The organism is Flavobacterium indicum GPTSA100-9 = DSM 17447 (assembly GCF_000455605.1).
GTDB lineage: Bacteria > Bacteroidota > Bacteroidia > Flavobacteriales > Flavobacteriaceae > Flavobacterium > Flavobacterium indicum.
On the sequence record NC_017025.1, the window covers coordinates 2,831,133 to 2,857,678 of the forward strand.

19 protein-coding genes are annotated in these 26,546 nt (G+C 32.2%); 12 read left to right on the top strand and 7 right to left on the bottom strand.

Going from position 1 to position 26,546, the window contains the following annotated elements; all coding sequences use genetic code 11:
* Positions 1–129 precede the first annotated feature (129 nt).
* Together KQS_RS13220 and KQS_RS13225 are read left to right on the top strand one after the other, a co-directional pair.
* Entirely contained in the window at positions 130–2,001 is a 1,872-nt protein-coding gene (locus tag KQS_RS13220) for an ATP-binding protein (protein WP_014389676.1), read from the top strand.
* Entirely contained in the window at positions 1,998–2,615 is a 618-nt protein-coding gene (locus tag KQS_RS13225; protein WP_014389677.1) for a response regulator, read from the top strand. The genes KQS_RS13220 and KQS_RS13225 overlap by 4 nt, the downstream gene beginning before the upstream one ends.
* Here KQS_RS13225 and KQS_RS13230 read toward each other — a convergent pair.
* The gene (locus tag KQS_RS13230; protein WP_014389678.1) at positions 2,612–4,495 is read right to left on the bottom strand and encodes a tetratricopeptide repeat-containing sensor histidine kinase; all 1,884 of its coding nucleotides are present in this window, start codon (positions 4,493–4,495) and stop codon (positions 2,612–2,614) included. The genes KQS_RS13225 and KQS_RS13230 overlap by 4 nt on opposite strands.
* Positions 4,496–4,595: 100 nt before the next feature.
* Here KQS_RS13230 and KQS_RS13235 point away from each other — a divergent pair, with 100 nt between their 5' ends.
* The 3 genes from KQS_RS13235 to KQS_RS13245 are packed head-to-tail and all read left to right on the top strand — an operon-like array spanning position 4,596 to position 6,683.
* Positions 4,596–5,381: an undecaprenyl-diphosphate phosphatase gene (locus KQS_RS13235; protein ID WP_014389679.1), complete on the top strand. Its 786-nt coding sequence runs from the start codon at positions 4,596–4,598 to the stop codon at positions 5,379–5,381.
* A complete protein-coding gene (gene truB, locus KQS_RS13240) occupies positions 5,381–6,073 on the top strand; it encodes a tRNA pseudouridine(55) synthase TruB (RefSeq protein ID WP_014389680.1) in 693 nt (230 codons plus the stop codon). Before KQS_RS13235 ends, truB begins: the two co-directional genes overlap by 1 nt.
* Positions 6,051–6,683: a YiiX/YebB-like N1pC/P60 family cysteine hydrolase gene (locus tag KQS_RS13245; protein ID WP_242400768.1), complete on the top strand. Its 633-nt coding sequence runs from the start codon at positions 6,051–6,053 to the stop codon at positions 6,681–6,683. Before truB ends, KQS_RS13245 begins: the two co-directional genes overlap by 23 nt.
* On the opposite strand, the gene KQS_RS13250 is transcribed toward KQS_RS13245, so the two are convergent.
* A complete protein-coding gene (locus tag KQS_RS13250; protein WP_014389682.1) occupies positions 6,675–7,280 on the bottom strand; it encodes a thioredoxin family protein in 606 nt (201 codons plus the stop codon). The genes KQS_RS13245 and KQS_RS13250 overlap by 9 nt on opposite strands.
* Before the next feature lie 89 nt (positions 7,281–7,369).
* Here KQS_RS13250 and KQS_RS13255 point away from each other — a divergent pair, with 89 nt between their 5' ends.
* The 3 genes from KQS_RS13255 to frr all read left to right on the top strand — a co-directional run bounded on the left by KQS_RS13255 (position 7,370) and on the right by frr (position 9,558).
* The gene (locus KQS_RS13255) at positions 7,370–8,152 is read left to right on the top strand and encodes a patatin-like phospholipase family protein (RefSeq protein ID WP_014389683.1); all 783 of its coding nucleotides are present in this window, start codon (positions 7,370–7,372) and stop codon (positions 8,150–8,152) included.
* 106 nt (positions 8,153–8,258) lie between these two features.
* Positions 8,259–8,966 carry a UMP kinase gene (gene pyrH / locus KQS_RS13260; RefSeq protein ID WP_014389684.1) on the top strand — a complete coding sequence of 236 codons (708 nt, stop codon included), beginning with the start codon at positions 8,259–8,261 and terminating at the stop codon, positions 8,964–8,966.
* 28 nt (positions 8,967–8,994) lie between these two features.
* The gene (frr, locus tag KQS_RS13265; protein WP_014389685.1) at positions 8,995–9,558 is read left to right on the top strand and encodes a ribosome recycling factor; all 564 of its coding nucleotides are present in this window, start codon (positions 8,995–8,997) and stop codon (positions 9,556–9,558) included.
* Between the two features lie 78 nt (positions 9,559–9,636).
* On the opposite strand, the gene KQS_RS14120 is transcribed toward frr, so the two are convergent.
* Positions 9,637–13,716, bottom strand: coding sequence for a reprolysin-like metallopeptidase (locus tag KQS_RS14120; protein ID WP_014389686.1), 4,080 nt, complete (start codon positions 13,714–13,716; stop codon positions 9,637–9,639).
* Positions 13,717–13,825: 109 nt separating this feature from the next.
* Complete coding sequence (locus tag KQS_RS13275; RefSeq protein WP_014389687.1) at positions 13,826–18,430, bottom strand: hypothetical protein; 4,605 nt, start codon at positions 18,428–18,430, stop codon at positions 13,826–13,828.
* Positions 18,431–18,614: 184 nt separating this feature from the next.
* Between KQS_RS13275 and KQS_RS13280 the strand changes: the two genes are divergently transcribed.
* Both KQS_RS13280 and thiL read left to right on the top strand, forming a co-directional pair.
* Positions 18,615–19,043, top strand: coding sequence for a regulatory protein RecX (locus KQS_RS13280; protein WP_051149704.1), 429 nt, complete (start codon positions 18,615–18,617; stop codon positions 19,041–19,043).
* Between the two features lie 437 nt (positions 19,044–19,480).
* Positions 19,481–20,527, top strand: coding sequence for a thiamine-phosphate kinase (thiL, locus tag KQS_RS13285; RefSeq protein WP_014389689.1), 1,047 nt, complete (start codon positions 19,481–19,483; stop codon positions 20,525–20,527).
* 332 nt (positions 20,528–20,859) lie between these two features.
* Here the strand turns inward: thiL and KQS_RS13290 are convergent, their stop codons facing one another.
* Together KQS_RS13290 and KQS_RS13295 are read right to left on the bottom strand one after the other, a co-directional pair.
* A complete protein-coding gene (locus KQS_RS13290) occupies positions 20,860–22,401 on the bottom strand; it encodes a glycine--tRNA ligase (protein ID WP_014389690.1) in 1,542 nt (513 codons plus the stop codon).
* A 49-nt stretch (positions 22,402–22,450) separates the two neighbouring features.
* Entirely contained in the window at positions 22,451–23,269 is an 819-nt protein-coding gene (locus tag KQS_RS13295) for a hypothetical protein (RefSeq protein ID WP_014389691.1), read from the bottom strand.
* A 42-nt stretch (positions 23,270–23,311) separates the two neighbouring features.
* On the opposite strand from KQS_RS13295, the gene KQS_RS13300 reads away from it, so the two are divergent.
* Complete coding sequence (locus tag KQS_RS13300; protein ID WP_014389692.1) at positions 23,312–24,016, top strand: ComF family protein; 705 nt, start codon at positions 23,312–23,314, stop codon at positions 24,014–24,016.
* Between the two features lie 104 nt (positions 24,017–24,120).
* Positions 24,121–25,725, top strand: a complete 1,605-nt coding sequence (locus KQS_RS13305; protein WP_014389693.1) for an Ig-like domain-containing protein — start codon at positions 24,121–24,123, stop codon at positions 25,723–25,725.
* 34 nt (positions 25,726–25,759) lie between these two features.
* Here KQS_RS13305 and KQS_RS13310 read toward each other — a convergent pair whose 3' ends face one another.
* Entirely contained in the window at positions 25,760–26,527 is a 768-nt protein-coding gene (locus KQS_RS13310; RefSeq protein WP_014389694.1) for an amidohydrolase, read from the bottom strand.
* Between the last annotated feature and the right edge of the window lie 19 nt (positions 26,528–26,546).

A 26,546-nucleotide genomic window follows, 5' to 3' on the forward strand; every position in this document is an offset into this window, starting at 1 on the left:
TTGTTTCCATAAAATTGAAGCAATTTATACTCTAAAAAAACAAGGGTTAACCCCTGAATTTTATATAAACTTAATATGAAATACGGGATTTACTTATATTTGTAACGCACCACAAATTAAAACAGTAAAATGTTAATAGTTAGAAACTTATACCTCTTCTTGTTTTTGTTGTTATACAGTACAACTGCTTTGAGTATCACTAAAAACACCACATCACAAAAAAACTCAAACAAAGAAAAATTTATTCTTAACTATTACGATACTGTGATAGATTCCCTTACTAGTCACAAATTATTTGACAAAAAAGACATAAATAATGTTTTACAATTAATTAAAGCCTCCCAACAATTAACCGTTTCACAACATTTAAAATTCAACAACTACCTAGCGTATTACCATCTTATTAATTTAAATTTTAAGGAATCCATACAATTTTGCCAAAAGAACCTTTCGTTGCGTTTTCCGAAAAATAAAAACAATGAATTAACAATAGCTTACACCTATTACTTTTATGGTAATTGTTTGTTAAACCAAGGGAATTATAAAAAGGCAATCCAATATTCACAATTTGCTATAAAAACCTTTGAAAAACACAAATTTGTAGACGGTTGGTCTAAATGTAAAATGCTTTTAGCAAATATCTATTTCTATTTAAAATCTTATAAAGATGCAGAAAACGAAATCAATGAAGGGATTCAACTCTTTCAGCAAAACAAAACGAACAATTATTACATGCTCGTTCTTACTAAAATTAAGATTTTAAGGGCTTTTAAAGTTCAAGAGTCAATTTCAGAAATTATTAAAACCTATCAGGAACTAAAAAATAAACCAGAAATAGACGACTTTTTTAAAATTGAAATTAATGTATATTATATCGAATTTTTAATAAATAATAATAAATTAGAATTAGCTAAAAAGATTATTGATGAAACCCAACCACTTGTCGAGAAAAAAAATACAATCCGATCTTCTGACATGTTTAATTGGATATTGGCAGATTATAATTTTGCCACCAATTCGCCCCTTTCTAATAAATCCTATTTTTTAAATCGAATTACAAAATCAAAAAAAGAAAACGACCATCAAACATTAAGAAATATTTATTACTATCTTAAACAAGATGCTTACCTGTCTAAAAATTTAGAAGACCTTTATTACTACACTAATGAATATGAATTGGCATCAAAAAAAATATCTAGTGATGAAACAAAATCAGAAATCCTGGAGTTAAAAACCAAATATGAAACAGAAAAAAAAGAACAATTACTTGCGTTGAATGAATTGCAAATCGATAAAAAAAACAGAACCATAATTATTCTTTTTTCAACATCATTAACTTTTATTTTATTTGGGCTGTTTATTTATTCTAATTTTAAAAATTACAAACGAAAAGAAAATGAAGAATTAAAAAAACATTTTACCGTAAAACTTCTAGAAAACATGGAAGAAGAACGTAAAAGAATTGCCAAAGAATTACACGATGGAATCAATCATGAGTTGTTGACATTAAAACATAACAAACCATTTTCAGAACACGAAATAAATAATAAAATTGACCAAATCATAGAAGATGTGCGCTCTATTAGCAGGAATTTACACCCTGTTATGTTTGAAAAAATTGGTCTTGAAAGCAGTGTTAAGAACCTCATTGAACGTTTAAAAATAAATAACAATTTCTTTATTACTTCTGAAATTTCATATACTAATTGTTTACACAGCAAACAAGAAATTCAATTATTTAGAGTCATTCAAGAGGGATTAAACAATATTATTAAATATTCTAATGCTCATGCAGCAAAAGTAACCTTAGTGGAAAAAGAAGATTTTTTATATCTAGAAATTAAAGATAATGGAATAGGTTTCAAATTTGAAGAACAATTAAAATCAAAAAAATCGTTTGGTATTCATAGTATCATAGAACGAATTCATTCAATAAATGGTGAAATTAAATTTATATCTAACCAATCAGGAACTACAATTAAGATAAAAATAAAAAAATGAAAGTTATCATTGCTGACGATCACCCTTTAACATTAAACGGCACGAAGCTTTTTCTTGAAAGCTTAAAATACCGTGTTGTAGAAACGGCTCAAAATGGTGTTAAGGCACTAAATTTAATTCATATTCATCAACCCGATGTGGCTATTATCGACATTAATATGCCGGGTTTAGATGGTTTAGATATTTTAAAAGCAGTTAAAGAACAAAAACTGAAGACTAAAATTGTACTTTTAACTATGCACAAAGAAAGTTCTATTTATCAAAGAGCATTAGAATTAGGTGTTGATGGCTACATTTTGAAAGAATTTGCCATAAAAGAACTCGATACATGCTTACAAAATTTAAATTGTGGTAAAAAATATTTAAATACGATTATAGAAAGTGATCTGATATTTGACACAAACAAAATGGAGGTTGGATTAGAAAAATTAACTGTTTCTGAACGAAAAGTACTTGAACTTATTGCCAACCAAAAAACATCAAAACAAATAGCAGAGCTTTTATTTATTTCAGAAAAAACGGTAGAGGGTCACAGAACAAAAATTATAGAAAAACTGGCACTACCCAAAGAAAAAAATGCTCTACTCAAATGGTTAATATTAAATAAAATTTAATTTGTATTTAAAGGTACTTTTATAAGCATTGCAACACCCTCTTGTTGTTGTAAAAGTTCATAATGTCCTTTTAAAGTTTCAACTCTATTTCTAATATTTTTAAGTCCGATGCCCGATTTAGTAGTGGTTGATACTTGCATCCCTTTACCATTATCTTGAATAAAAATCACTAAATCTGAATCATCTTCATAAATATCCAATTGCACCACTGAAGCCTGTGCATGTTTAATGATATTGTTTACAATTTCTTGAATTATCCTGTATAAATTTATAAGTACAAATTCATCTAAGTCGTCAATATCTTTTGAAATTAAAATATTCTTTTTAACTACAATCCCTTTGTTTTCAATTAGTTCACACAAATTGTTGACTAATTGGGAAAATTCAACTTCTGTAATATTATCTGGATCTAACTCATGAGAAAAACTTCTAACTTCATGATACAATCGATCAATTTTATTAATAATGGTTTGAATTTCTCCTTTATCTAAATTATTTTCATTGGATATACTTAATTTTAATGCACTTATTTCATTGGCAATTCCATCGTGTAATTCCATGGAAATTTTTTTTCGTTCTTCTAATTTTACTTTTACTTTTTCTTTGATAATCTCTTTCCTTTGATCCTCTTGCATTAATTTCAATTGTTCTTCATGCAATAATTTTTGATTATACCTTAATTTTTTCTGAAGAGCTATCCTGTAAAAATACACGAATAAAATAAATACTAAAAATATAGAAACCAATGTGATACCAATAAAATAAAGCCATTTTATTCGTGCGTCTTTTTTTATAATATTTTCTTTTAAGGTAAGCTCTTTTTCGGTTTGTTGTTTTTGAAATCGATATTCTAAATCAAATCTAATTTTTTGTTTTTCTAATTGTGTAATACTATCATTTAATTGCTCAAATTTTTCAAAATATTTTCGTTCGTTAATTCGATCATTCATTTTAGAATAATATTCCTTTAGTCCTAAATAAATTTTCTTCAAGACATCAACATCTCCCTTATTTAACTCTTCTGCTTTTGTTAAATAGTAAATTTCCAATGTATTATCCTTTTTTGTTTGGGCCAAATAAGCTAAATTTAAATAGGTTTCAGAAGTTAATTCTTGGAATCCATTTTTTTGCTGATAATACAACGATTCAAACAAATAACTTTTTGCTAACTCTAATTCATTAAGCATTATAGCAACATAACCTAATTTACTTAAATACATGGGATATGTATAAATCTCTTTTTCCTTAAAAGAGGACAATCCCTGTAATAAATATTTTTTAGCCGTTTTGAAGTCTTTCTTTATAATTGCAATTTCACTTTTCCTGTAAAAATGATCAGCTGCCGCAAATTTTAAATCTTTGATTAATTTATAAGACTTGTCATAATAAATAGCGGCTTTATCAACTTCTCGATCTTTTAAAAAAACATCTCCTAACAACAAGTTCATTAAGCCCGTTTCTCTATTAAACTTCTTTTCTTCAATTGTAGATAAGTTTGTGGTCAAAATAGCTACCAAACGTGTACGGTCTACGTAATCCATTCCCCAATTACAAAAATCAATTACGGCTTGATATTGATGAATTGACTTTGGAAAATGTTTTGTTGTAAAACTTAAGCGTTCTTCGAAATAGGCTCGTGCCGAATCGGGTTTGCCTGTTAAATCATATATATAGCCTAAATATTGAAGCGCAATTACTCTTTCCAAATTGCTTTTTGCCATTTTTTTTAATTGATAGGCATCTTTTTTGGCTTTTTCTGGAGTATTAAAAAATGTTTTAGATACACGCTTTTTTACTTCCTCAAAAGCATCATTTTTTTGTGCTCTCAAATCACTAACTTGAAAACAAATAAAAAATAAAAGTAAATAAAACGACTTCATTAACAAATTTGGTTTAAAAAACTAAAGTAAAAATTTTTAAGTGAAATTTACAACATTCATTTCTTTAATTATAATTTAAAAAATACTTATTTTTGCCCATATGAATACATTACAAGCCATCCTATTAGCTATAATTGAAGGAATTACAGAGTTTTTACCTGTTTCTTCAACCGGACACATGATTATTGCCTCTTCTTTTTTTGGAATTGCACAAGACGATTTTACCAAACTTTTCACTATAGTCATCCAGTTAGGAACCATCCTTTCGGTTGTGGTTTTATATTTTAAACGCTTTTTTCAAAGTTTCGATTTTTATTTCAAATTATTCGTTGGGTTTATACCTGCGGTTATTTTTGGATTATTGTTTAGTGACGCTATTGATCAATTATTAGAAAACCCAATTACTGTTGCTGTTTCTTTAATTATTGGCGGTGTTTTACTTTTAAAGGTCGACGATTGGTTTGGCAACTCTGAAGAAACCAAAATATCGTATTTAACTGCTTTTAAAATTGGATTGTTTCAATGTTTAGCTATGATTCCTGGCGTATCAAGAAGTGGTGCTAGTATTGTTGGGGGTATGACCCAAAAATTATCTAGAACAACAGCTGCTGAATTTTCATTTTTCTTGGCCATTCCAACTATGTTAGGCGCCACAGTGAAAAAATCGTATGATTATTACAAAGCTGGTTTTGAACTGACACAAGAGCAAGTAAATTTATTAATCATCGGAAATATCGTTGGCTTTATAGTGGCTCTTATTGCTATAAAATCTTTCATTGGATATTTACAAAAACATGGTTTTAAAATCTTTGGCTATTACAGAATTATTGCTGGGATTGCCATTTTGTTAATTCACTTTTTTATTCAAAAATTAACCATTATTTAATGAGTGCGGAAGATTTTTTGAATGGGAAAGTGCTTCTGATTGATAAACCATTAACTTGGTCTTCATTTCAAGCCGTTAATAAATTAAAATTTGTTTTAAAACGAAAATACAATTTACCAAAGAAATTTAAAATTGGTCACGCGGGTACTTTAGACCCATTAGCTACTGGTTTATTAATTGTATGTACTGGAAAATTTACTAAACGAATACCCGAATTAATGGGAATGGTGAAGGAATATACCGGCACCATTACGGTGGGTGCAACAACTCCGTCTTATGATTTAGAAACTGAAATTAATGCAACCTTCCCGACATCACATATTACAGATACATTAATTCAAGAAACAACCCAACAGTTTTTAGGTGAAATTGAGCAATTCCCGCCTGTTTTTTCTGCAATTAAAAAAGACGGAAAGCGATTGTATGAGCATGCTAGAGCAGGTGAAGATGTGGAAATTAGTGCTAGAAAAATAGCCATTCATGAATTTGAAATCACCCGAATTGAGTTACCCGAAATTGATTTTAGAGTGGTTTGTAGCAAAGGAACTTACATCCGTTCTTTGGCTTTTGATTTTGGAAAAGCATTACAATCGGGCGGACATTTAACTGCTTTACGAAGAACTAAAATTGGAACTTATGATGTGGCAAATGGCGTTACACCCGAAGCATTTGAAAAACAACTTCAAGATTAAATTTCTTTCTGTTTTTTTACTTATTAGCTATTCTTCTCTAGGGCAAAATATAACCTTAAAAACAGGTGATTTTATTTTCCAATCGATGAATTGTGGCCCTTTGTGTGAGGCCATTAACGAAGTTACAGAAGGGTACCAAGGTAAAGATTTTAGCCATATGGGCATGGTATATGTTAAGAACGACAGCACTTTTATCATAGAAGCATCTGGAAATTCAGTGCGTTTAACCACTTTAGAAACATTTAAATCGTACACAAAAGAAACCATGTATGTGGGACGCTTAAAAAGAAGATATCGAAAATTGATTCCTAAAGCAATTTCATTTTCTTTACAACAAATTGGCATTCCTTATGATGATGCTTATTTATATGATAATGGAAGTTACTACTGTTCAGAATTAATGTATGATGCGTTTTTATTTGCATATGGGAAACCTTTTTTTCAGTTAGTACCTATGACGTTTAAATCACCAAAAACTAATACCTATTTTCCTGTTTGGGAAGACTATTATCATAAACTAAAAATGGAAATACCTGAAGGAAAGTTGGGATGCAATCCAGGAGGTATCTCCACTTCTGATAAATTAAAAATTATAGGAACTTTAAACTAGCTTGCTAGTAAGTAAATTTACAACTTCTTTTTGAATAGCTACACCTTTATTTTGAACATACCATTTTTGAAGTGCAATTTTTGCAGGTTCATCCACAACTCCATGTGCCGCTTTATAATCTAAAATTAATTGCTTTGCTTCCTGAGGTCGTGGTCCCCAATCGGCAACAACATCCAATGTTTCAGTATCTAATACTAGTAACTTTGGAATGGCTTTGCCCCCATTGGTTAAAAAATATTGCATTAAGTCATCGTGTTCATCTCTTAAAACAATTCTTAACTCAATTTGAGCGGTTGCTTCCGCCATTTTATGTAAAACAGGAACTATATTAGCGGCATCACCACACCATCCTTCTGATAAAACCAACCAAATGTATTTTTTGGGTAACTGCTCTAAAGTTAAAACCACTTCAGGTAAAAGTTCAACTGTTTTTTCAATTCTATTCATTCGAGCCACATTCAATTCAGAATAATGCCTCAAGTCTTCGTTTTGAACATGACCAGTTGACTTTCCTTCAGCCAATAGACTTGAAATCAAATTTCTATATTCGGAATAGGATAAACTAGATTGTATACTTTTTTCAATTATATCTTTCATGGGAATTATGTACTAAAAATTCTATTTTTAAATCATTTATATTACAAAATTACAATTAACTTTGGTGTTAAATGTAATAATAGTTACATATGATTGATTTTCATTCAAAGTCCACAGGAATTGTTTTGTCTGGTGGTGGTTCTAAAGGAATTGCACATGCTGGTGCACTTCAATTTTTAAGTGAACAAGGAATACTTCCATCACAAATGGCGGGTACAAGTGCAGGAGCAATAGTTTCAGCGCTTTATTGTTTTGGAAAAAAACCAGAAGAAATTTTAGATTTTTTTAAATCGATATACTTTTTCCATTGGAAACATTTTACACTTAAAAAAGCAGGAATAATTGATTCCGATTCTTTTAAAAGTTATTTCAAAGCTATTTTTGAAGACAATAAAATTGGTGACTTAAAAATTCCTGTTCAAATTACCGCTACTGACTTAGTTAAAGGAAAGTTGAAAGTTTTTAATCCCGATACCTTAATTGTAGATGCTATTTTAGCCTCCTCCTCGTTTCCAGGTGTACTTTCACCTTACGAAATAAACGGAAAAATGTATAGCGATGGTGGCATTTTAAATCATTTTCCAACCGATTTATTACAAGGAAGATGTGATGCAATAATAGGTATTTATGTTAGTCCCATTCAAAATATTCAAAAAACCGATTTAAAAACTATAAAATCTGTTACATCAAGAGCATTTGATTTGCTCTATGCCCATGGAAATTATCAAAAATTCAATTTATGCGATTGGATTATTGAACCCAAAGAATTGGCCAATTACAGTACTTTTGAAACCAATAAAAATAAAATGGATTTAATTTTTGAACTTGGCTATTTAGAAGCCAAAAAATCATTTGAATCACTACAATTATAATACTAAAACTTCATTTTTTTTGAATTAGAATATAATTATATTTGCATCATAAAATTTCAACACAACAATGAAGCCTAATAAGCTCATTAACAAACATTATCTAATTATGAAATACAAAAGAATTCTTTTAAAATTAAGTGGTGAAGCCCTAATGGGTGAAAGACAATACGGAATTGACCCCAAAAGATTAGCGGAATATGCTGCAGAAATTAAAGAAATTCATGATAAAGGTGTTGAAATTGCAATTGTAATTGGTGGTGGAAACATTTTTAGAGGTGTAGCTGGAGCAAGCAACGGCATGGACCGTGTACAAGGCGATTATATGGGAATGTTAGCAACCGTAATTAATGGAATGGCGCTGCAAGGTGCTTTAGAAGAAGCCGGTATGCAAACACGTTTACAAACGGCATTAAAAATTGAAGCTATTGCGGAACCTTATATTAAAAGAAGAGCGACACGCCATTTAGAAAAAGGAAGAATTGTTATTTTTGGAGCAGGAACTGGAAATCCTTATTTCACTACTGATACCGCAGCCGTTTTAAGAGGAATTGAAGTGGATGCAGATGTTATTCTTAAAGGAACTCGTGTTGATGGCGTTTATACGGCTGATCCAGAAAAAGATACTAATGCAATTAAATTTGATAACATTACTTTTGAGGATGTATTAGCAAAAGGATTAAATGTTATGGATACTACAGCATTTACATTAAGTCAAGAAAATAAATTACCTATCATTGTATTTGATATGAACAAACCAGGAAATTTATTAAAAGTTTGTGAAGGAGCAACAGTAGGAACTACTGTAACAATTTAATAGTAAAAAGATTTAAAAATATAAAAAAATGACTGAAGAAATTAACTTTATCATTGACAGCGCTAAAGAATCTATGAATGGTTCAATTGCACACTTAGAAAAAGAATTTTTAAACATTAGAGCAGGAAAAGCTTCTCCTCAAATGTTAGGTGGTGTATTTGTTGATTACTATGGATCGCAAACTCCCTTATCACAAGTAGCTAACATTAATGCAGCAGACGCCCGAACTTTAACCGTAACTCCTTGGGAAAAAAACATGTTGCAACCTATTGAAAAAGCAATTATGATTGCCAATTTAGGTTTAAACCCAATGAACAATGGAGAAAACATTATTATTAATATTCCACCTTTAACTGAAGAGCGTCGTAGAGATTTAGTAAAACAAGCTAAAGCTGAGGCTGAAGATGCTAAAATTGGAATTAGAAACGCCAGAAAAGACGCCAATACGGATATCAAAAAAGAGGAGAAAAACGGTACTTCAGAAGATATTTGTAAAAAAGCTGAAGAAGACGTTCAAAAATTAACTGATAATTTTATTAAAAAAATTGATGAATTATTAGCTGTTAAAGAAGCTGAAATTATGAAAGTTTAATTCGGTAACAATAAACAAAAAACCACGCAATTGCGTGGTTTTTTTATGAATAAAAGCCTTGTAAACAAGGCTTTTATTTTACTTAATTACTTTCTTTACTATAGTTTGACCATTTGTTAATGTAACTTTTACAATTAATGCTTGATTTCTATTCGCAATCGATGCTATAGAAAGTGTTTTCTCATTCACCTTATCATTAGTATAAATGTTTCTTCCTAATACATCAAACACCTGAACCGAAGCTATCTCTTGTGTAGAATCAACTTTTACTACATCATTTTGAACAAAAACTACAATATGGTCGGCTGGTACAAAATCTTCATTAGACATTACTGTATTTTTATACACTAATTTAAATCTAGTATTAAAAGTACCCGCTTCTGTTGTAAACACATATGGCGCTTGTTTTATATCATGGATAATATTTGTCACATTGTCTTTTACAAAAACATCTTGTGAAGCAAATAATCCGTCTACATTTCCTAATGAAATAGTGTAAGTACCCGCTGCCGTAGCTTTTAATCCTAATGCTACTTCGTCTGTATCTGCAAAAGGCAATCCTTTTCCTTGAATAACATACTCTGTATCGTTAATTACATTATACAACATCGTAGTACTCTTATCTAACACTTCTCCATCAATACTATGATCATATCCATTGGTAGCACCATTAGTATAACCCACTAATATTTGATTATAATTATTTGATGCATCGTTTAAGTTTAACCAAATTCTATGTACTTCATTATTTACTTCTTGTGTAACAGCAGCATTTGATGTTCTAAAGAATTGTGTGCTTGAACTTGCATTGACACGTTGGGTATTTGTGAAATTTAAGTTCCCAGCTGCAGTAGCATTTACAAAGAATCCTTGACCTGTTTGTATAAATCCATTTGGCACTGCTCCTCCTGCTGCAGAAGCTGTACCTCCTAAAGTAGTATAAGAAGCATAATTATTAACCGGATAAACACCTCCACTTGCTGCAACTGTGTGCGTCCAGAAATATAACGTACCTACTGATGGATTAGCACTTAAAAATGCACGTGCATCAATTGGTGATGCGTAAGGATTACCTAATAAATTATATCCTACACCCACCGGTTGTGACACATTTCCATTGTTTGGAACTCCTGTAAATTGACCATTAAACGTTGTTAAGGTTGTTGGCCAGTTATCCGCAGCTCTAATCATGTATCCTTTTCCAACCACAAAATTAGTTGTTGGTGAAACTGATTGATAAGCCGTAGGTGTTGTAGTACCCGTATATAAATATTGGTAGAATCTCGTTGGTAAAGTATTTGGTGAAAACGCCTGTAATTGTTGACCCGAAACCGGTGACGACCAAGCTGTGTAATCCAATCGTACCATAGGCGCTGAATCTCTTTTAACAATAATGTTTCCAGTATTTACAGCAGCACCATCTAACTGACGTAATGCTCCATTATTATTCACTGTTAAAGTACCCGTACCATTAACCGTTACAGACCCTCCAACCACAAAAGTATGTCCAGAACCAATAGTAACATTTACTCCTGAATTAACCGTGATTGAACACGCTTCTAAATCGCCCGTAGAAGTATAATTACCCGCAAAAGTAACTGCCACATTTCTTAATGGTGCGCCATTTGACCAAGTTGAACCGTTCCAAGTAGTGGAGATTTGTCCACAAGGGATTGGTGTTTCAATCACTTGTTTGTAACATATATTAAATGTAAAACTATCAACTGTACCAGTTCTTGTATCGTTAGTTGCATCAGCTACTGCTAATATCCAGTTGCCTGAAGCAGTTGTTCCGTCAAAAGCAGTTAATGATTGTAATGGTTGCATGTTACCAAAATTGTTGGTAGTACCACATCCATTTGCGTTAGCTGATTCATCATCAAAAGTTCCATTTAAATCGGCAACATTATTTAAACAACTTCCCGTTTGGAATAAATTCACATCTATATTTGGTGTACCGGCTTTTCTAACAAAAGCGTAAATTTGATTTCTTCTACCGTGCGTAATTCCTGTTGTAACATTAACATCGGTAACTGTTACGTTAGCGGGTACATTAATTGCCCAACCTGCATAACTTCCTTGAGGAATTGCCCCTGCAGGATTAGCAGTATAATTATTACATATTTCTGTTACACTATAACCAATAGAAAAAGTTTGTGTATTAATGGCAAAGAAGTTATTCGCAGCTGCTTCAACCATAATTCTACAATAAGGAGCAAATACGTTTGGAATGGTTACTGCTTGAGAACCATCATTTGGCGTATTAGCTAATAAAGTAATTGGATAAGTATAACCTCCATCTGTTGATAATTTAATGTTTACATTTGCTGCACCCGTCATTAAATTAGTATTGTTTACTGTCCATGTTACCGTTTGTGTAGAACCTTGTTGGTAATTGATACCTGTTGTATTTTGTGAAGTTACTGCTAAAGGCCCTCTTGTATTAGTAAAAGTAACAACCATATCGTCACTTTCATTAGCACCACCACCAGGTTTATTATCTCTCACTGTAAATCTAAAATTCATAGTTCTATTTACAGTTGGGATTTTTTCCCACATTGTTCCATTTACACCACTACTTAATAAATCTTCAATTCTTGGGAAAATACGTGTAGGAGAAGTAGTTGCTACCCAACTTCTAAACGCTACACCTGAAGTAGCTGTAGGTGAAGGATAGGTAGTTGCCGCATTGTTATCATCCATTTGTTCCCAAATGTAAGTCAATGCATCGCCTGTATTTGCATCAGTTCCTATTCCATCTAGTCTAAACGGAGTTCCAATAGGTAACGTTAAATCTGCACCTGCATTAGCTGTTGGCACAGCATTTGAAATTGGAACAATAACCGGACACGATTTTGCTTTTATATTATTGGTAATTTGCTGAATTGAAACCGCATGAAATAATGCATCTGAATGCGCTTGTAAATCTGTAGCACCAGTAATACCGGCATATCCCATAATAGTAGAACCTGAACCTGGCTCAACTTGAGCAATAGTACCTTCGTTTCCTCCAAAAGTCCAAGTGTGGTTACCTCCCATTTGGTGACCAATTTCGTGGGCTACATAATCAATATCAAAATTATCTCCCATTGGAATTCCATCGGCAGGTGAAGTAATACCAGAACCTTTCATTTTATCAGTAGTACTAGCCGTATCGTTATCACACACACATCCAATACAACCTGCGTTTCCACCACCACCCGTAGCACCAAATAAATGGCCAATATCATACGCTGCGTTATTAGCAGCTAAAGAAGTAGCTGGACCAGTTAAGTTAGCACTTAAATTATTTTGCAATTCTGTATTCCAATTTGCCATATTAGCTGCTGCTGAATAAGGATCTGTTGCTGGATTGTAATAAATAACATTAGTAGATTGAGCAATAATAACAAAAGTAGCATTGAAATCCATCTCAAAAACGCCATTCACTCTTGTATAAGTAGCATTGAATGCAGCTAAAACTAAATTAACTTGAGCAGCACTTGTTGCTCCAAAATAATTTGCATATTCTGCCGTACAAGACTGCGCCATTCTAAATCTTCTCAAATTAGCATCGTCTGCATTATTGTACACTACATTACCACCTCTATGTGTTTGTATACCGAATTCACGAACTGCATCTTCAGTTGTACAAATAAATTCACCAACAGATTTTGTAGTTTTAGAACGATCATAAACGATTACCGTTTTATAATCGATTGAAAAAGGATCAATAATATAAGTTGTCTTTTCAGATCCAACTCTAATCATGGCACTTAGTCCATTGTAGGGAGAAATTGAAAATCTTAAATTTTTAGATGGGTCTTGAACACCTTGACCCGCAAAGGATCTAATTTCTGGAAATTGACTTTGTAATTCCTCATCAAAAACAGAGGCTTCAACAATTCTAAAATCTTCCATTTTCCCATTTGGCATAGGTAATGTTACGATTACATTTGATTGTCCAGTTATATAATCTCTGTTAGGAACATCAACCAATTTACCAGCAAATGTATGGTAGTCAAATTGATACAATTTATAATCTGCAGGTAGAACAGATTTTCTTATTTTGTCAGAAGGATTGACAGTCAATTTATCCACTTCTGTCCAGGCATCTTTTTTCTGTGCAAAAGAAACTGCACATAAAAAAACCAGTAAAAAATGTAAAGTTTTTTTCATATAGTTGATTTTTTTGGGTTATTGCAACTTTCAAAGATAAATAATTTATATTAAAAAACAAAAAAGGTCGGCAAAACCGACCTTTTTTAACTGTATTTTTAAATATTTTTTAGTAAACTGTTTTTCTAAACACTTTTACTCCATTTTCTAATTCAATTTCTAAAAGTAAGGCTACAGAATTTTTAGCTACTGGTAGTACCAATTCATTAGCATTAATTTTATTAGAATTAAACAATTCTCTTCCTAATACATCAAATACTTTTACTTGATTTATTTTTTGTGAAGAATGAACACTTAATTGATTACTTGAATAAATTACTAAATCATCATTTGACACAAAAGTTTCATTTCCTAATGCATTTGTTGCATATCTTAACACAAATCGAGCATTATCAACACCGGCTTGTGCATCAAATTCATAAGGCGTCATGGTTAAATCGTGAATAACATTTGTAAAAGTATCTTCTAAATATATTTTTTGATTTCCATTTGAAGGCAAGAACAATCCATCAACTGCGCCAATTGCAATTTTATATTTTCCAGAAGTTGGTATTTTAACTCCCATTGGAACTTTATCATTTTCATCAAATGGTACTGGTCTTCCTTGAATAGCAAACACATCGTTTCCTATTAATGAATAAATGTTTTGTCCTTGTTTGTAATCCGTTAAAGCATCGTACATTCTATCTTTACCATAAGTAGCCTCACTTACATAAGCTACTAAAGTTCTTGTTGTTGCTTGCGTATCATTATTTACTAAATCCAACCAAATTCCATTTCTTTCATAATTAGGACCTGAAGGCAATTGAGCCTGATTTGAAGTCGTTCTGTAGAACTGTGAATTTGAGTATGTTTTATTTCTCATTGCATTATTAAAAGTAACTGTGTCACTTCCTGCTGCACCTGGATTCATTAATACAAAGAATCCTTGACCACCACCAACAACACTTAAAGTACCAGGACCACTTGTTGCTCCAGCACCATTAACTGCAATATAATCAGCAGCTGTGTAGTTAGAAACAAAGTTGTCGTAAAATGGATCTACTGTTGCTGTTGAAGGCAATGTTCCGTGTGTCCATAATCGAACAAAACCATCAATATTTGTATTAGCTGTTAAGAATGCATTGATACTAATAGCCGACGGGTATGGATTTCCTAATAAATTCCAGTTGTCATCTGTTGCTAAACGCATTACTCCATTTGGTCCTGCTGATCCTGCACCTAAATCGCTACCTCTTGCAATTGTTGTATTATAAACACCATTAAAAGGAACACCTGTAAATTGTACATTCCAGTTTTGATTAACTGAATTACTAAATCCGTTTGGTGCACGCACTATGTACCCTTTTCCTGCTAACATATTTGTTGAAGCATTTTCCCAATATCCTTGACCACCATTTAAATTAGCCATTGTTGGATTCCATGACCAATGGTAGTAAGCAGGTGTTAAAGGTGAAATTGAATTCACATCAAAACTTGATACTGGAGACGACCAGTACACGTAATCTTGTAATTTAACTGAAGGAATACGTTCGTAATTTATGGAACCTGTATTTACACCGGCGTCATTAATTTGTATTAACGAACCATTGTTTAATACGTTAAACACACCGTTGTTGGTAATATTATTTGTAACCTGAACATAATCATTAGAAGAAATCACTAATGTTTTTGTTGGATTTATCGTTAAATCTCCTGTTGCAATAATATCATTAGAAACAGAAGTTGTAAAATTATTATTCAATACTACATTGTAGAACGATTCTGTTCCGTCTGGAGTAACATTATTAATTATCTGCGGTACAGAACCTGTAAACGTTACCGTTCCATTTCCTTCAGAAAAAGCAGCACTACCTAGGTTATTTGTCCAATTTCCGTATAAATTAATTTGTCCATCGGCTGTTGCAGCATTGTTATCATCCATATCGATAGTACCCGTTCCGTCAAGTAATAAATTACCATGAACATCTAATCGATTATTTGCATTTCCTTCAATTTGCAATACTTTATCTGTAATTGAAATATTATTTGAAGTTGCAATATTACCATAAAGAGCAGCGGTAGATGCATTAGCTACAATATCAATAACTGCATCACGTTGTGCATAAGTTGAATTAATATCTACATTAACTGTTTGGTTTGGCACTTCTAATGTTTGCCAATTTGAACAATCAAACCAATCTGTACTCTTAGCACCAGTCCAAACACCATCAATGTAGGTTCCTCCTGTAATTACAGAATAATTTTGTCCTACGTGCATGCTTGTATAACCTGCACAATTTACTCTATTTGTCCAGTTTGCTGGATTATTTAAACGTGCAATCCAATCTAATTTAGCTGCTGGAGTAATTGGACCTGTGTATTCTAAAAAGTCCGTTGCAGAACCAGGCATTAAACTAAAACATCTTAAATCAATTGGTAGTCCCGATTGTTGGGTACTATTCATAAAAGAATTCCACCCTGTATTAGTATTAAATGCATATAAATAAACCCCTGGCGTATAAACCGCATCGGCAGTTCCAGCTGGATTAGACCAAGAACCTCCTTGCATGAAAAAGATTTGATCTCCTCCTGAATTCATTACTAAACTTCCTGTTGGAAACCCAGCTGCTCTTGAAACAGTCCAAGCAGTATCTGGAGAAACAAATTCGGCTAAAGGTGCCACATTTCGTAAACGAATTGTAATTACTGTACCTGCTAAAATAGTTCCGCCTGTTCTGGTAATTGTATAAACACCTTCTTGGTCTCCCCATAAATTAGCAGTTGCTCTTTCATAACCATTATCTGTAATAGAAAAAGTATCTCCGTTTTGAATATCTTTAAAAGTAATAAAACTAATTTCATCATCTCCTGCAGAATATACCCCATTAGGTCCTGCTGGATAACAAAGAATATTAGAATTTAACGCAATAACGGCAAAATCACCAGGTGTAAAAGCTGTTACCGCTGTTATATCAAATAAGGTACTTGTAGCTGAAGTTAAACCAACTGATGTTGCATTTAGCGTTAAACCAGTTCCTAAAACTGTATGAACTATGGTTGCAAAATTAGCCACACCTGCAGTAGCAGTAACTGTTAATGGCGAACCCGTCATTGTACCTGTACTGGTTAATGAAATAGAACCAGTAAAATTTAAGTCGACATTTCCACAAGCATCTGTTGCGGCAAGCACAACATTAGCCATTGTATTATTAATTCCTGTTGTAACAGGTTGCGTTGTATAAGTTAATCTTGTTGCTACTACATTAATCACATTGCTTCCATTTGCAGATGTTTGAGCAGCAAATGCAGTTTTACCTGAACCTGTTGCAGAGAAAGTAGTATTTGCATTAGACAATGAGAATCCGAAATCTTCATTATCAAACGCATCTGCTCCAAGTGGGCATTTTAACGACAATCTTAAACTTAATGTTTTTTCTGTATTATCGGCAACACTTACATTTAAACCTGTAAATTGAATTTGTGTTGCAGTAACTGTACCTGAGGCAATAAAAGTTGAACCGTCAAATAACGCAATTGTATTGATTGCATCTGACCATGTTGAAACTTGATTACCAGCAGCTTGCGCTAATGTAAATGATGTTAATATAGTAGGTAAATTATCTGCATCTGCCAAGGTTGCACCACCATCACGCACTTTAAATTGCCATACTTGCACACCCGTTGTAGAAGTTAAAGGTGCTGCATCATTAATTATACTGTTAACAGTAGCCGATTCAGAAGAAGCCACCGCAATAACATCCGACAATGACGAACCAGTAACTGTTCCACTACACGTTACATTTTGACTCGTTGCACCCGTACTTGAGGCAACAATGGTTTCACTATTATAAGCCCCTACAGATAATCCTGCTTTTAAACGAACATAAATTGTGGTGCTCGCCACAGTCCCTGCTGTTGGTGTTAAAGAAATTGAACCACTAAAAGGCCCGGCCGCAGCTGTAGCAATTTCATAATCAGTTGGTGCTGTTAAAACTAAATTAGCAGTTAAATTTGCACCACTTACAGTAAAAGTTTGGTTAGCAGAAGGACCTGCACCAACTATATAATTGAAACCAGTTAATGTTGCTGGAGAAACAGAAATACTAGGCGAACCACCCAAAAGAACTCCTGTGAAATTAACATTATCAAATCTATTATTTCCACCTGAAGCTGTCGCTCCTGTAACGGTTAATTTAATATAGACATTTGCTAAATTATCTAAAGCAGAAATTGCCGAAAAATCTACTGTTTGATTAGAAAATGCAGTAGCATTTCTTCCACCAATAGTAGCATGTGGCGTAAAAGTAACTCCATCAGTACTATATGACCAATCGTGAGTAGTATAACCAGAAGCTGTTCCTCTAGTAGCATAAGTTAATATCAAATCCTGATATCCGGTAGTTGGTAATTTAAAAACTACTGAAAATCCATTATTAAAAGGTGAAGCAGGCGCAACTAATGAATAAGCACCAGTAGCTGTTGTTACACCACATAATGCTGCGGCAGGAGCTACCCCTGCAAAATACTGCCTTGTTGTCACAACCGCCCAGTTACTTGAACCGTTTGTGCCATCTGCATAAAAGTTTGAAGTTGCAGAAAAAATACCACATTCAGCAGTTAATGTTGCAGGAGCATTTCCTATAGTTGTAGGATAAGTCCAAGCAGCCAATGTAGTTTGCCCCCAAGACAAGATAGAGCATAAAAAAGCTAAAACTAGTAGTTTTAATTTCATTTTTGTTAATTTTGGGTTTTATTAGATTTTTTTGTGCTTAACTTCCTTAAAAAGAAAAGCTTGTAAATGTACGCAAATTTATTCTATATAATCAAGTTTTCGTAAAAATATAGTTTATTAAATCGTTAATTAATTGAAAAAACAACAGAATAAAAGTTACTCTATTGATGAAATTCGCAGTAAAATGGAATATTTCTGCAGTTATCAAGACCGCTGCTACCAAGAGGTGGAAGAAAAATTGAAAAATTTTAACCTTATTCCGGCCGCAAAAGAGCAAGTGATGATTTTTCTGATAGAAAATAATTACATAAACGAAGAACGTTTTGCTAAAAGTTTTGCTCGCGGCAAACACAATTATAAGTCTTGGGGCAAGGTACGCATTAGTTTAGAACTTAAATTTAGAGGCATTTCTAAAAAAAATATTGAATTGGCCTTAGCCGAAATTTCAACAGAGAATTATTTCAACCATTTTCATCAATTAGCAGAAAAACATTGGGAAAGTTGTAAAGAAAGAAAAGGTCCTAAAAAAAATAAAAAGTTTGTTGACTTTCTCTTGAGAAAAGGATACGAAAGCCATTTGGTTTACGACAAACTTCAGGAATTAAACCAATAAAAAAAGACTGGAACACCCAGTCTTCTTAAAACATTTTCACTCAAATTAAACGACCAACTACTAAACCATCGTTATTTCATGAAAACAAGAAGCGTATTAACAATAAACACAACTAAGTTGCTAATACCACTATGAAAAAAACTACTCTCTAAATTTCATAAATCAATAAAAAAACAAACAACACAAAAAACAATAAAAGTTGTAATTGATAAAAAACCAACCACCAGAAATTTTTTTTGTTTTCATTCCATTTTACCTTACTTTTTTCTAATGCAAGTATCATTTTGTCTTTTTTTTACATGGCAAATCTAAAATCATAATGTTAAATGAAATTACAATTCGTATTATATAAACGTTAATTTAACCCTTGTTATATTAAGAAAGTATTGATTTATTTTGGATTGAAAAGCTGTATCTTTGCCAAAATTTGTAATTACATGTTAGAAGATAAAAATCAGAAAAAAACAAGTTTAGCTTCGTTAGGTGAGTTTAAATTAATTGAACATTTAACTAAACACTTCACTATCAGCCAAGAAAGTACTATAAAAGGTATTGGTGATGACGCTGCCGTTTTAGATTTTAAAGAAAAAAAAGTGGTTGTTTCTACTGATTTATTAGTGGAAGGTGTTCATTTTGACTTAAGTTACATGCCTTTAAAGCATTTGGGTTACAAAGCCGTAGTTGCTAATGTATCGGACATTTGTGCAATGAATGCACAACCAACTCAAATTACAGTTTCATTGGCGGTTTCTAACCGTTTTCCGTTAGAAGCACTGGAAGAACTAATGGCCGGAATTACATTGGCTGCTTCTATTTATGGTGTTGATGTAATTGGTGGCGACACTACTTCTTCGCAAAAAGGATTAATTATAAGTATTACCGCTCTTGGAGAAGCTTCTCTTGATGAAATTACGTATAGAAATGGTGCTCAAGTAGGCGATTTGTTAGTGGTTTCTGGAGATTTAGGCGCTGCTTATATGGGATTACAAGTACTGGAACGTGAAAAACAAGTGTTTCAAGTGAACCCAAACAATCAGCCAATTTTGGATGATTACACCTATTTAATTGAACGACAGCTAAAACCAGAAGCCCGAAAAGATGTTAAGGAACTATTAGAAAAATTAGAAATTAAACCTACGGCAATGATTGACATTTCGGACGGTTTGTCGTCTGAACTTTTACACATCTGTAAACAATCTCATGTGGGTTGTAATTTATATGAAGAAAAAATACCTATCGATCCACAATTAATAAATGTGTGCGAAGAATTTAGTATAGACAGTACTACCATTGCTTTAAATGGTGGTGAAGATTATGAATTGCTTTTCACTATTAAAATGGATGATTACGATAAAATAAAGCACAATCCTAATTTTACTGTTATTGGTCATATGGTTGCCGAAAACGAAGGCACGCATTTAATAACGAGAGCCAACACTAAAATTGCGTTGAAAGCGAGAGGTTGGAATGCTTTAGAGGAATAAAAGGATGTTGAAGAGATGCTGGCTCTAGCGTAGCGAACAGGCGCTAGCAAATAAATTCAGCATGACAAAAGGAAGATGCTGGCTCTAGCGTAGCGAACAGGCGCTAGCAAATAAATTCAGCATGACAAAAAGAAGTTGCTGGAGAGATGCTAGAGATGCTAGAGATGCTGGAGATGCTGAAATAAATTCAGCATGACACAAACTAGAACACAAACTAGAACACAAACTAGAACATAAAGTAGACACAAAAAGGACTAACAAATAAAAACCCCAAATCTCTATTGAAATTTGGGGTTTTACTTTTATTGGATGTGTGTATTGATACTTTACAACTACATTTTCATTAACCAATTACGCATAGAAACTTCATTTGCAATAATTGTTCTTAATTCTGAAATGGCTACACGTTGTTGTTCCATAGAATCTCTATGACGAATAGTAACTGTTTTATCTTCTAATGTTTGGTGATCTACTGTAATACAGAAAGGTGTTCCTAAAGCGTCTTGTCTTCTGTAACGACGACCTACTGCATCTTTTTCATCATACGCCACATTGAAATCCCATTTTAATTCTTCCACAATTTCTTTTGCCACTTCTGGCAAACCATCTTTTTTCACTAATGGTAAAATGGCAGCTTTTGTTGGTGCTAATACAGAAGGCAAACGCAATACAGTTCTAGTAGAACCATCTTCCAAGGTTTCTTCTTGTAAGGCTTTTGAGAATACAGCTAAGAACATACGATCTAAACCAACCGATGTTTCTACTACATAAGGTACATAGTTTCTGTTTTCTTCCGTATCAAAATATTGTAATTTTTTACCTGAGAATTGTTCGTGTGCTTTTAAATCGAAATCGGTACGGGAATGAATTCCTTCCAATTCTTTAAATCCGAACGGGAAATTGAACTCAATATCGGCAGCAGCATTGGCATAGTGTGCTAATTTTTCATGGTCGTGAAAACGGTAATTTTCTTTCCCTAAACCTAGCGACAAATGCCATTTTAAACGCGTTTCTTTCCAGTATTCGTAGTATTTCATTTCTTCTCCTGGCTTCACAAAGAATTGCATTTCCATTTGTTCAAACTCACGCATACGGAAAATAAATTGTCGAGCCACAATTTCATTACGGAAGGCTTTACCTGTTTGAGCAATTCCAAAAGGAATCTTCATACGGCCTGTTTTTTGAACGTTTAAGAAATTTACAAAAATACCTTGTGCAGTTTCCGGACGTAAATACAAATCCATTGCTGAATCAGCAGAAGCGCCTAATTTAGTACCGAACATTAAGTTGAACTGGCGTACTTCGGTCCAATTGCGCGAACCTGATTCCGGGCAAGCGATTTCTAATTCTTCGATTAAAGCTTTCACATCGGCTAAATCGCCAGAATCTAGACCCTTAGCCATTCTTTGTAAGATTGCATTTTTCTGGTCTAAATAACCTTTAACTCTTTCGTTAGTCGCTACAAACTGAGCCTCGTCAAAAGCATCGCCAAAACGGCCTTTAGCTTTTTCTATTTCTTTTTGTGCTTTTTGGTTTAATTTTTCGGCATAATCCTCAATTAACACATCGGCACGGTATCTTTTTTTCGAATCTTTATTATCAATTAAAGGATCATTAAAAGCATCTACGTGACCCGATGCTTTCCAAGTTGTAGGGTGCATAAATATTGCGGCATCAATACCTACAATGTTTTCATGCATTTGCACCATTGATTTCCACCAATAATCACGGATGTTTTTCTTTAATTCTACCCCGTTTTGAGCATAGTCATATACTGCACTCAATCCATCATAAATTTCGCTTGACGGAAAAATAAATCCGTACTCTTTTGCATGCGAAACTACATTCTTAAATAAGTCTTCTTGTTTTGCCATACTGCAAAAGTAAAATAAGGAATGGAATTAAGAAAAGTTTTTTTGTAAATTAATTATAGTTGAAGATGGTAGAACCAATTTTGTTAATTCCTGAATACAAATTCACTACATATCTTCCTTTGTAAATTTTATTTTTTTCAAGGTCTACGTAGTTGCAAACGTCGGTAATTTGTTTGTTGTAGATGAAATCTATCTTTTTACTGTATCGTAATACTGTGTTGTTTTGTTCAAAAATTAATTGTTCTTTAGAGATAATTTCATTTTTTGGATTTACAATTTGAATAAATAACTCTTTTTCACCATAATCTACAAACTTTGTACCTTCAAATGAAAAACAAACGCGTATTTGTTCAATTTCTTTTTTCTGAGCATTAGTGGCGTTATCTTTAATTACTTTAACTCCTCTAGCTTGTAAATTTGAAATTACTAATTTACTAGATGCTGAAATTTTTTCTAAATTGTTTACAACAACTTTTTCTTTAGTGGCTACAGGATTTAATTTTTCTAAATTTCTAAGTTTCTTTTTTAGTGAAGCAATTGAATCTTTAATTGCCGCTATTTGTTGGTTTACCGATACAACATCTTTAAAACTAAGAGCAACGGTTTCTTTAGAAGTGCCACCATTAATGGAATTTAAAGTTAGCGTTCCCTCTTCAATAGAAACTTTATTTAATTTCAAAAGAGCCGAATCATATTTTTCAATCATTTCCGTTAACTGCGTTTGAGTTATGTAGTTTTCTTCTTGCAAACTATTTTGCAACTCATGAGCAGTTTTATTATCTTTATAACCTTTATATAGTAATACTACTATTAAAAGTGATAAAAAAAATATTATTAAACGATATGAATAATTCTTCTTTTGAGACATTTAATTTTCATTTTTTAACTAATTTATAATTAAATATATAAAATGCTACATTTTTTCGACAAAATACACAAAAATCTGTTAAAATTAATTTACCCTGATTATTGTGCTGGTTGTGACAATTTACTTTTACACAATGAAAAAATCATATGTACCAACTGTTTGCACCATTTGCCCACTACTTTACACCTAGAAACAGAAACTAATGAAATTCATCGAATTTTTTACGGCATTTTACCTATTGAACAAGCGTATTCATTGTTGTACTTTCATAAAAATGGAATAGCACAAAACCTTATTCATCAGCTAAAGTATAAAAAAAGACAAGATATTGGCAATTATTTAGCCGAAATGTTTTCAAGCGAATTTAAGGTTGCTGTATCATTCAAAACTGTTGATTTAATAGTACCTGTACCCCTTCATAAAAAGAGATTGTATGAACGCGGTTATAATCAAATAGATACCTTTTGCCAAACACTATCGCAAGAATTAAATATTCCCTACGACAAAGATGTACTAGTACGAAATGAATATTTAAAATCTCAGACAAAAAAATCGAAAATAGAAAGAAGAGAAGTTAAAAGCACTCTATTCTCGGTTCAAAAAAATGACGCTTTAAAAGGACAACATTTTTTATTGGTTGATGATGTACTAACAACAGGAGCAACAATTGAAGCTTGTGCTAAAGAATTACTTTCTATTCCGAACGCAAAAGTTAGTATTCTTACCCTTGCTTACGCTCAATCATAAATTTTGATTAAATAGTTATGAGGAAAACGAATATAATTGTTACTTTGCCAAGTAAATTATTCTTTACTTAATTTATTCGTTTTTAGAAAACTAAGTTTCTTTATATGAGGTTGATAAACTATATTTATACATTATTTATATTATTTTTAGTGTCAAGTTGTGCTAAAAGAGGCACAATAACTGGTGGGCCAAAAGATACAATTGCTCCCGTTTTAGTTAGAAGTACGCCAAAAAATTATGAAACAAATTTTAATGGTAAAGAAATTCGAATTGATTTTAGTGAATATATTAAAATTAAAGACATCAATAAGCAATTGATCATTTCTCCGCCAATGGACAAAAAGCCCACTGTTAATCCACAAGGTAGTGCTAGTAAGTACATTTCTATAAAATTAAATGAGGCATTATTACCCAACACTACTTATAGTTTTAATTTTGGCCAAAGTATCACCGATTATAATGAAGGAAATCCTTACTCACAATTCAAGTATGTGTTTTCTACTGGAGCTTATGTCGATTCTTTGAAGATTAAAGGCGGAATTGTTGATGCCTTTGAAAACAAAACAGATGATTATGTTAATGTTTTATTGTACGACGCTTCCACTTTTAAAGACTCTACTATTTATAAAGAAGTACCACGATATGTTACTAATACTCTAGAAAAAAATACCGCATTTACCATTGAAAATATAAAGGAAGGTGAGTACTATCTTTTTGCATTAAAGGATAAAAATAATGATTTTAAATACCAGCCTAAAACGGATAAAATTGCTTTCAAAAAAGAAAAAATAAAGCTTCCTTCGGATTCAACTTATGTGTTAAAGCTATTTAAAGAAAAAACAAATACTAAGTTTTTTAAGCCTACACAAGAATCGAACAACAAATTATTTATTGGCTTTGAGGGCGACAGAAATCAATTAAAAATTACAGGTAAAAAAGACACTAAAGAAATTCCAATAGTTGTTTCTAACTTTACAGATAGAAAGAAAGATTCATTGCAAATATTTTTCCCGGACTATATTAAAGACTCATTAAATATAGTGGTTAAAAGTGCTCAGTCTGAGAAAGAATATGTTGTGAAACTAAAAAAAATGAAAGTAGCTGATTCGTTAAAAATTACATTAGGCGACAATGATAATTTAACTTTCAAAGATTTAGTAAAATTAAAATTCACTACGCCGGTTTCAAAAATTAATTCGGAAAAAATACAGCTTAGTAAAAAAGATTCTAGTATTGTTTCTTTCAAAACTAAAATTGATAATTTCGCTCAAGAACTTGTATTGGATTTCACTAAAGAAGAAAATGAGAATTATAAAATTAAACTTTTACCTGGAGCCATTGAAGATATGTATGGTGTTAAAAACGACAGTTTAGAGTTTAATTACAAAACAGGTAAAAATAGTGATTTTGGAAATTTGAAACTTAACTTTAAAAATGTGAAAAGATTTCCTTATGTAGTTCAAATTTTATCTGACGAAATTACAATTATCAATAGTACTTATTGTGAAAAAGAAACAGAAGTGTTTTTTGAAGGAATTAAACCAAGCCTTTATACAGTAAGAATCTTTTATGATGACAACAAAAATCAACAATGGGATTCTGGCGAATATTTGTCAAAAACTCAACCTGAGGAAGTCATTTATTTTCCTGGTAAAATTGATGTACGGGCAAATTGGGATGTCGAACAAGAATTTGAGCTAAAAAAATAAAAAAAAGTCCAAACTAAGGTTTGGACTTTTTTTATCAACTCAATATAAAGTTGTCTTTATCATTTAAAAAATTTAGCTTATTGCGCGTATCCAATAACTTCTCTTTATCTAATTCAATATATGCTATTGTTTCGTTCTCAAATGGTGCAATTAAATAATTACCGAGTGCATCTATTGCTTGCGAATGACCTACATATTCCAAGCCATTAGCATCATTTCCAACCCGATTTACAGCAACTACATAACTTAAATTTTCAACAGCTCGTGCTTTAAGTAAAATATCCCACGCTTGTATTCTTGGTTTTGGCCAATTTGCTACATAAAGTAACACATCATAATTTTCAACATTCCTACTGTATACAGGAAATCGCAAATCATAACAAATTAAAGGACATATTTTCCAATCTTTATAATGAATAATTGTTTTCGTTTGAAGATTGGGTGTGTACACTTTTTCTTCTCCGGCTAGAGTAAACAGATGTCTTTTATCATAGTATTCTATAGTACCATTTGGAAAAATAAATAAAAATCGATTAAAATAACCCCCTTGTTCTTCGATAACTAAACTTCCGGCAATGGCACAATTTTTTGTAACCGCAACTTCTTTCATCCAATTGACCGTAACACCTTCCATGGTTTCAGCAACATTGGAAGGATGCATGGTAAATCCGGTAGTAAACATTTCAGGAAAAACTATGATATCCACATTTTTATCGACAGTAGCAAGAATTTTATCAAAATGCAGAATATTAGACTTTTTATCTTCCCAAATAATCGTTGTTTGAACTAATGCTATTTTCATAGAAATACTTTAAAAAAGT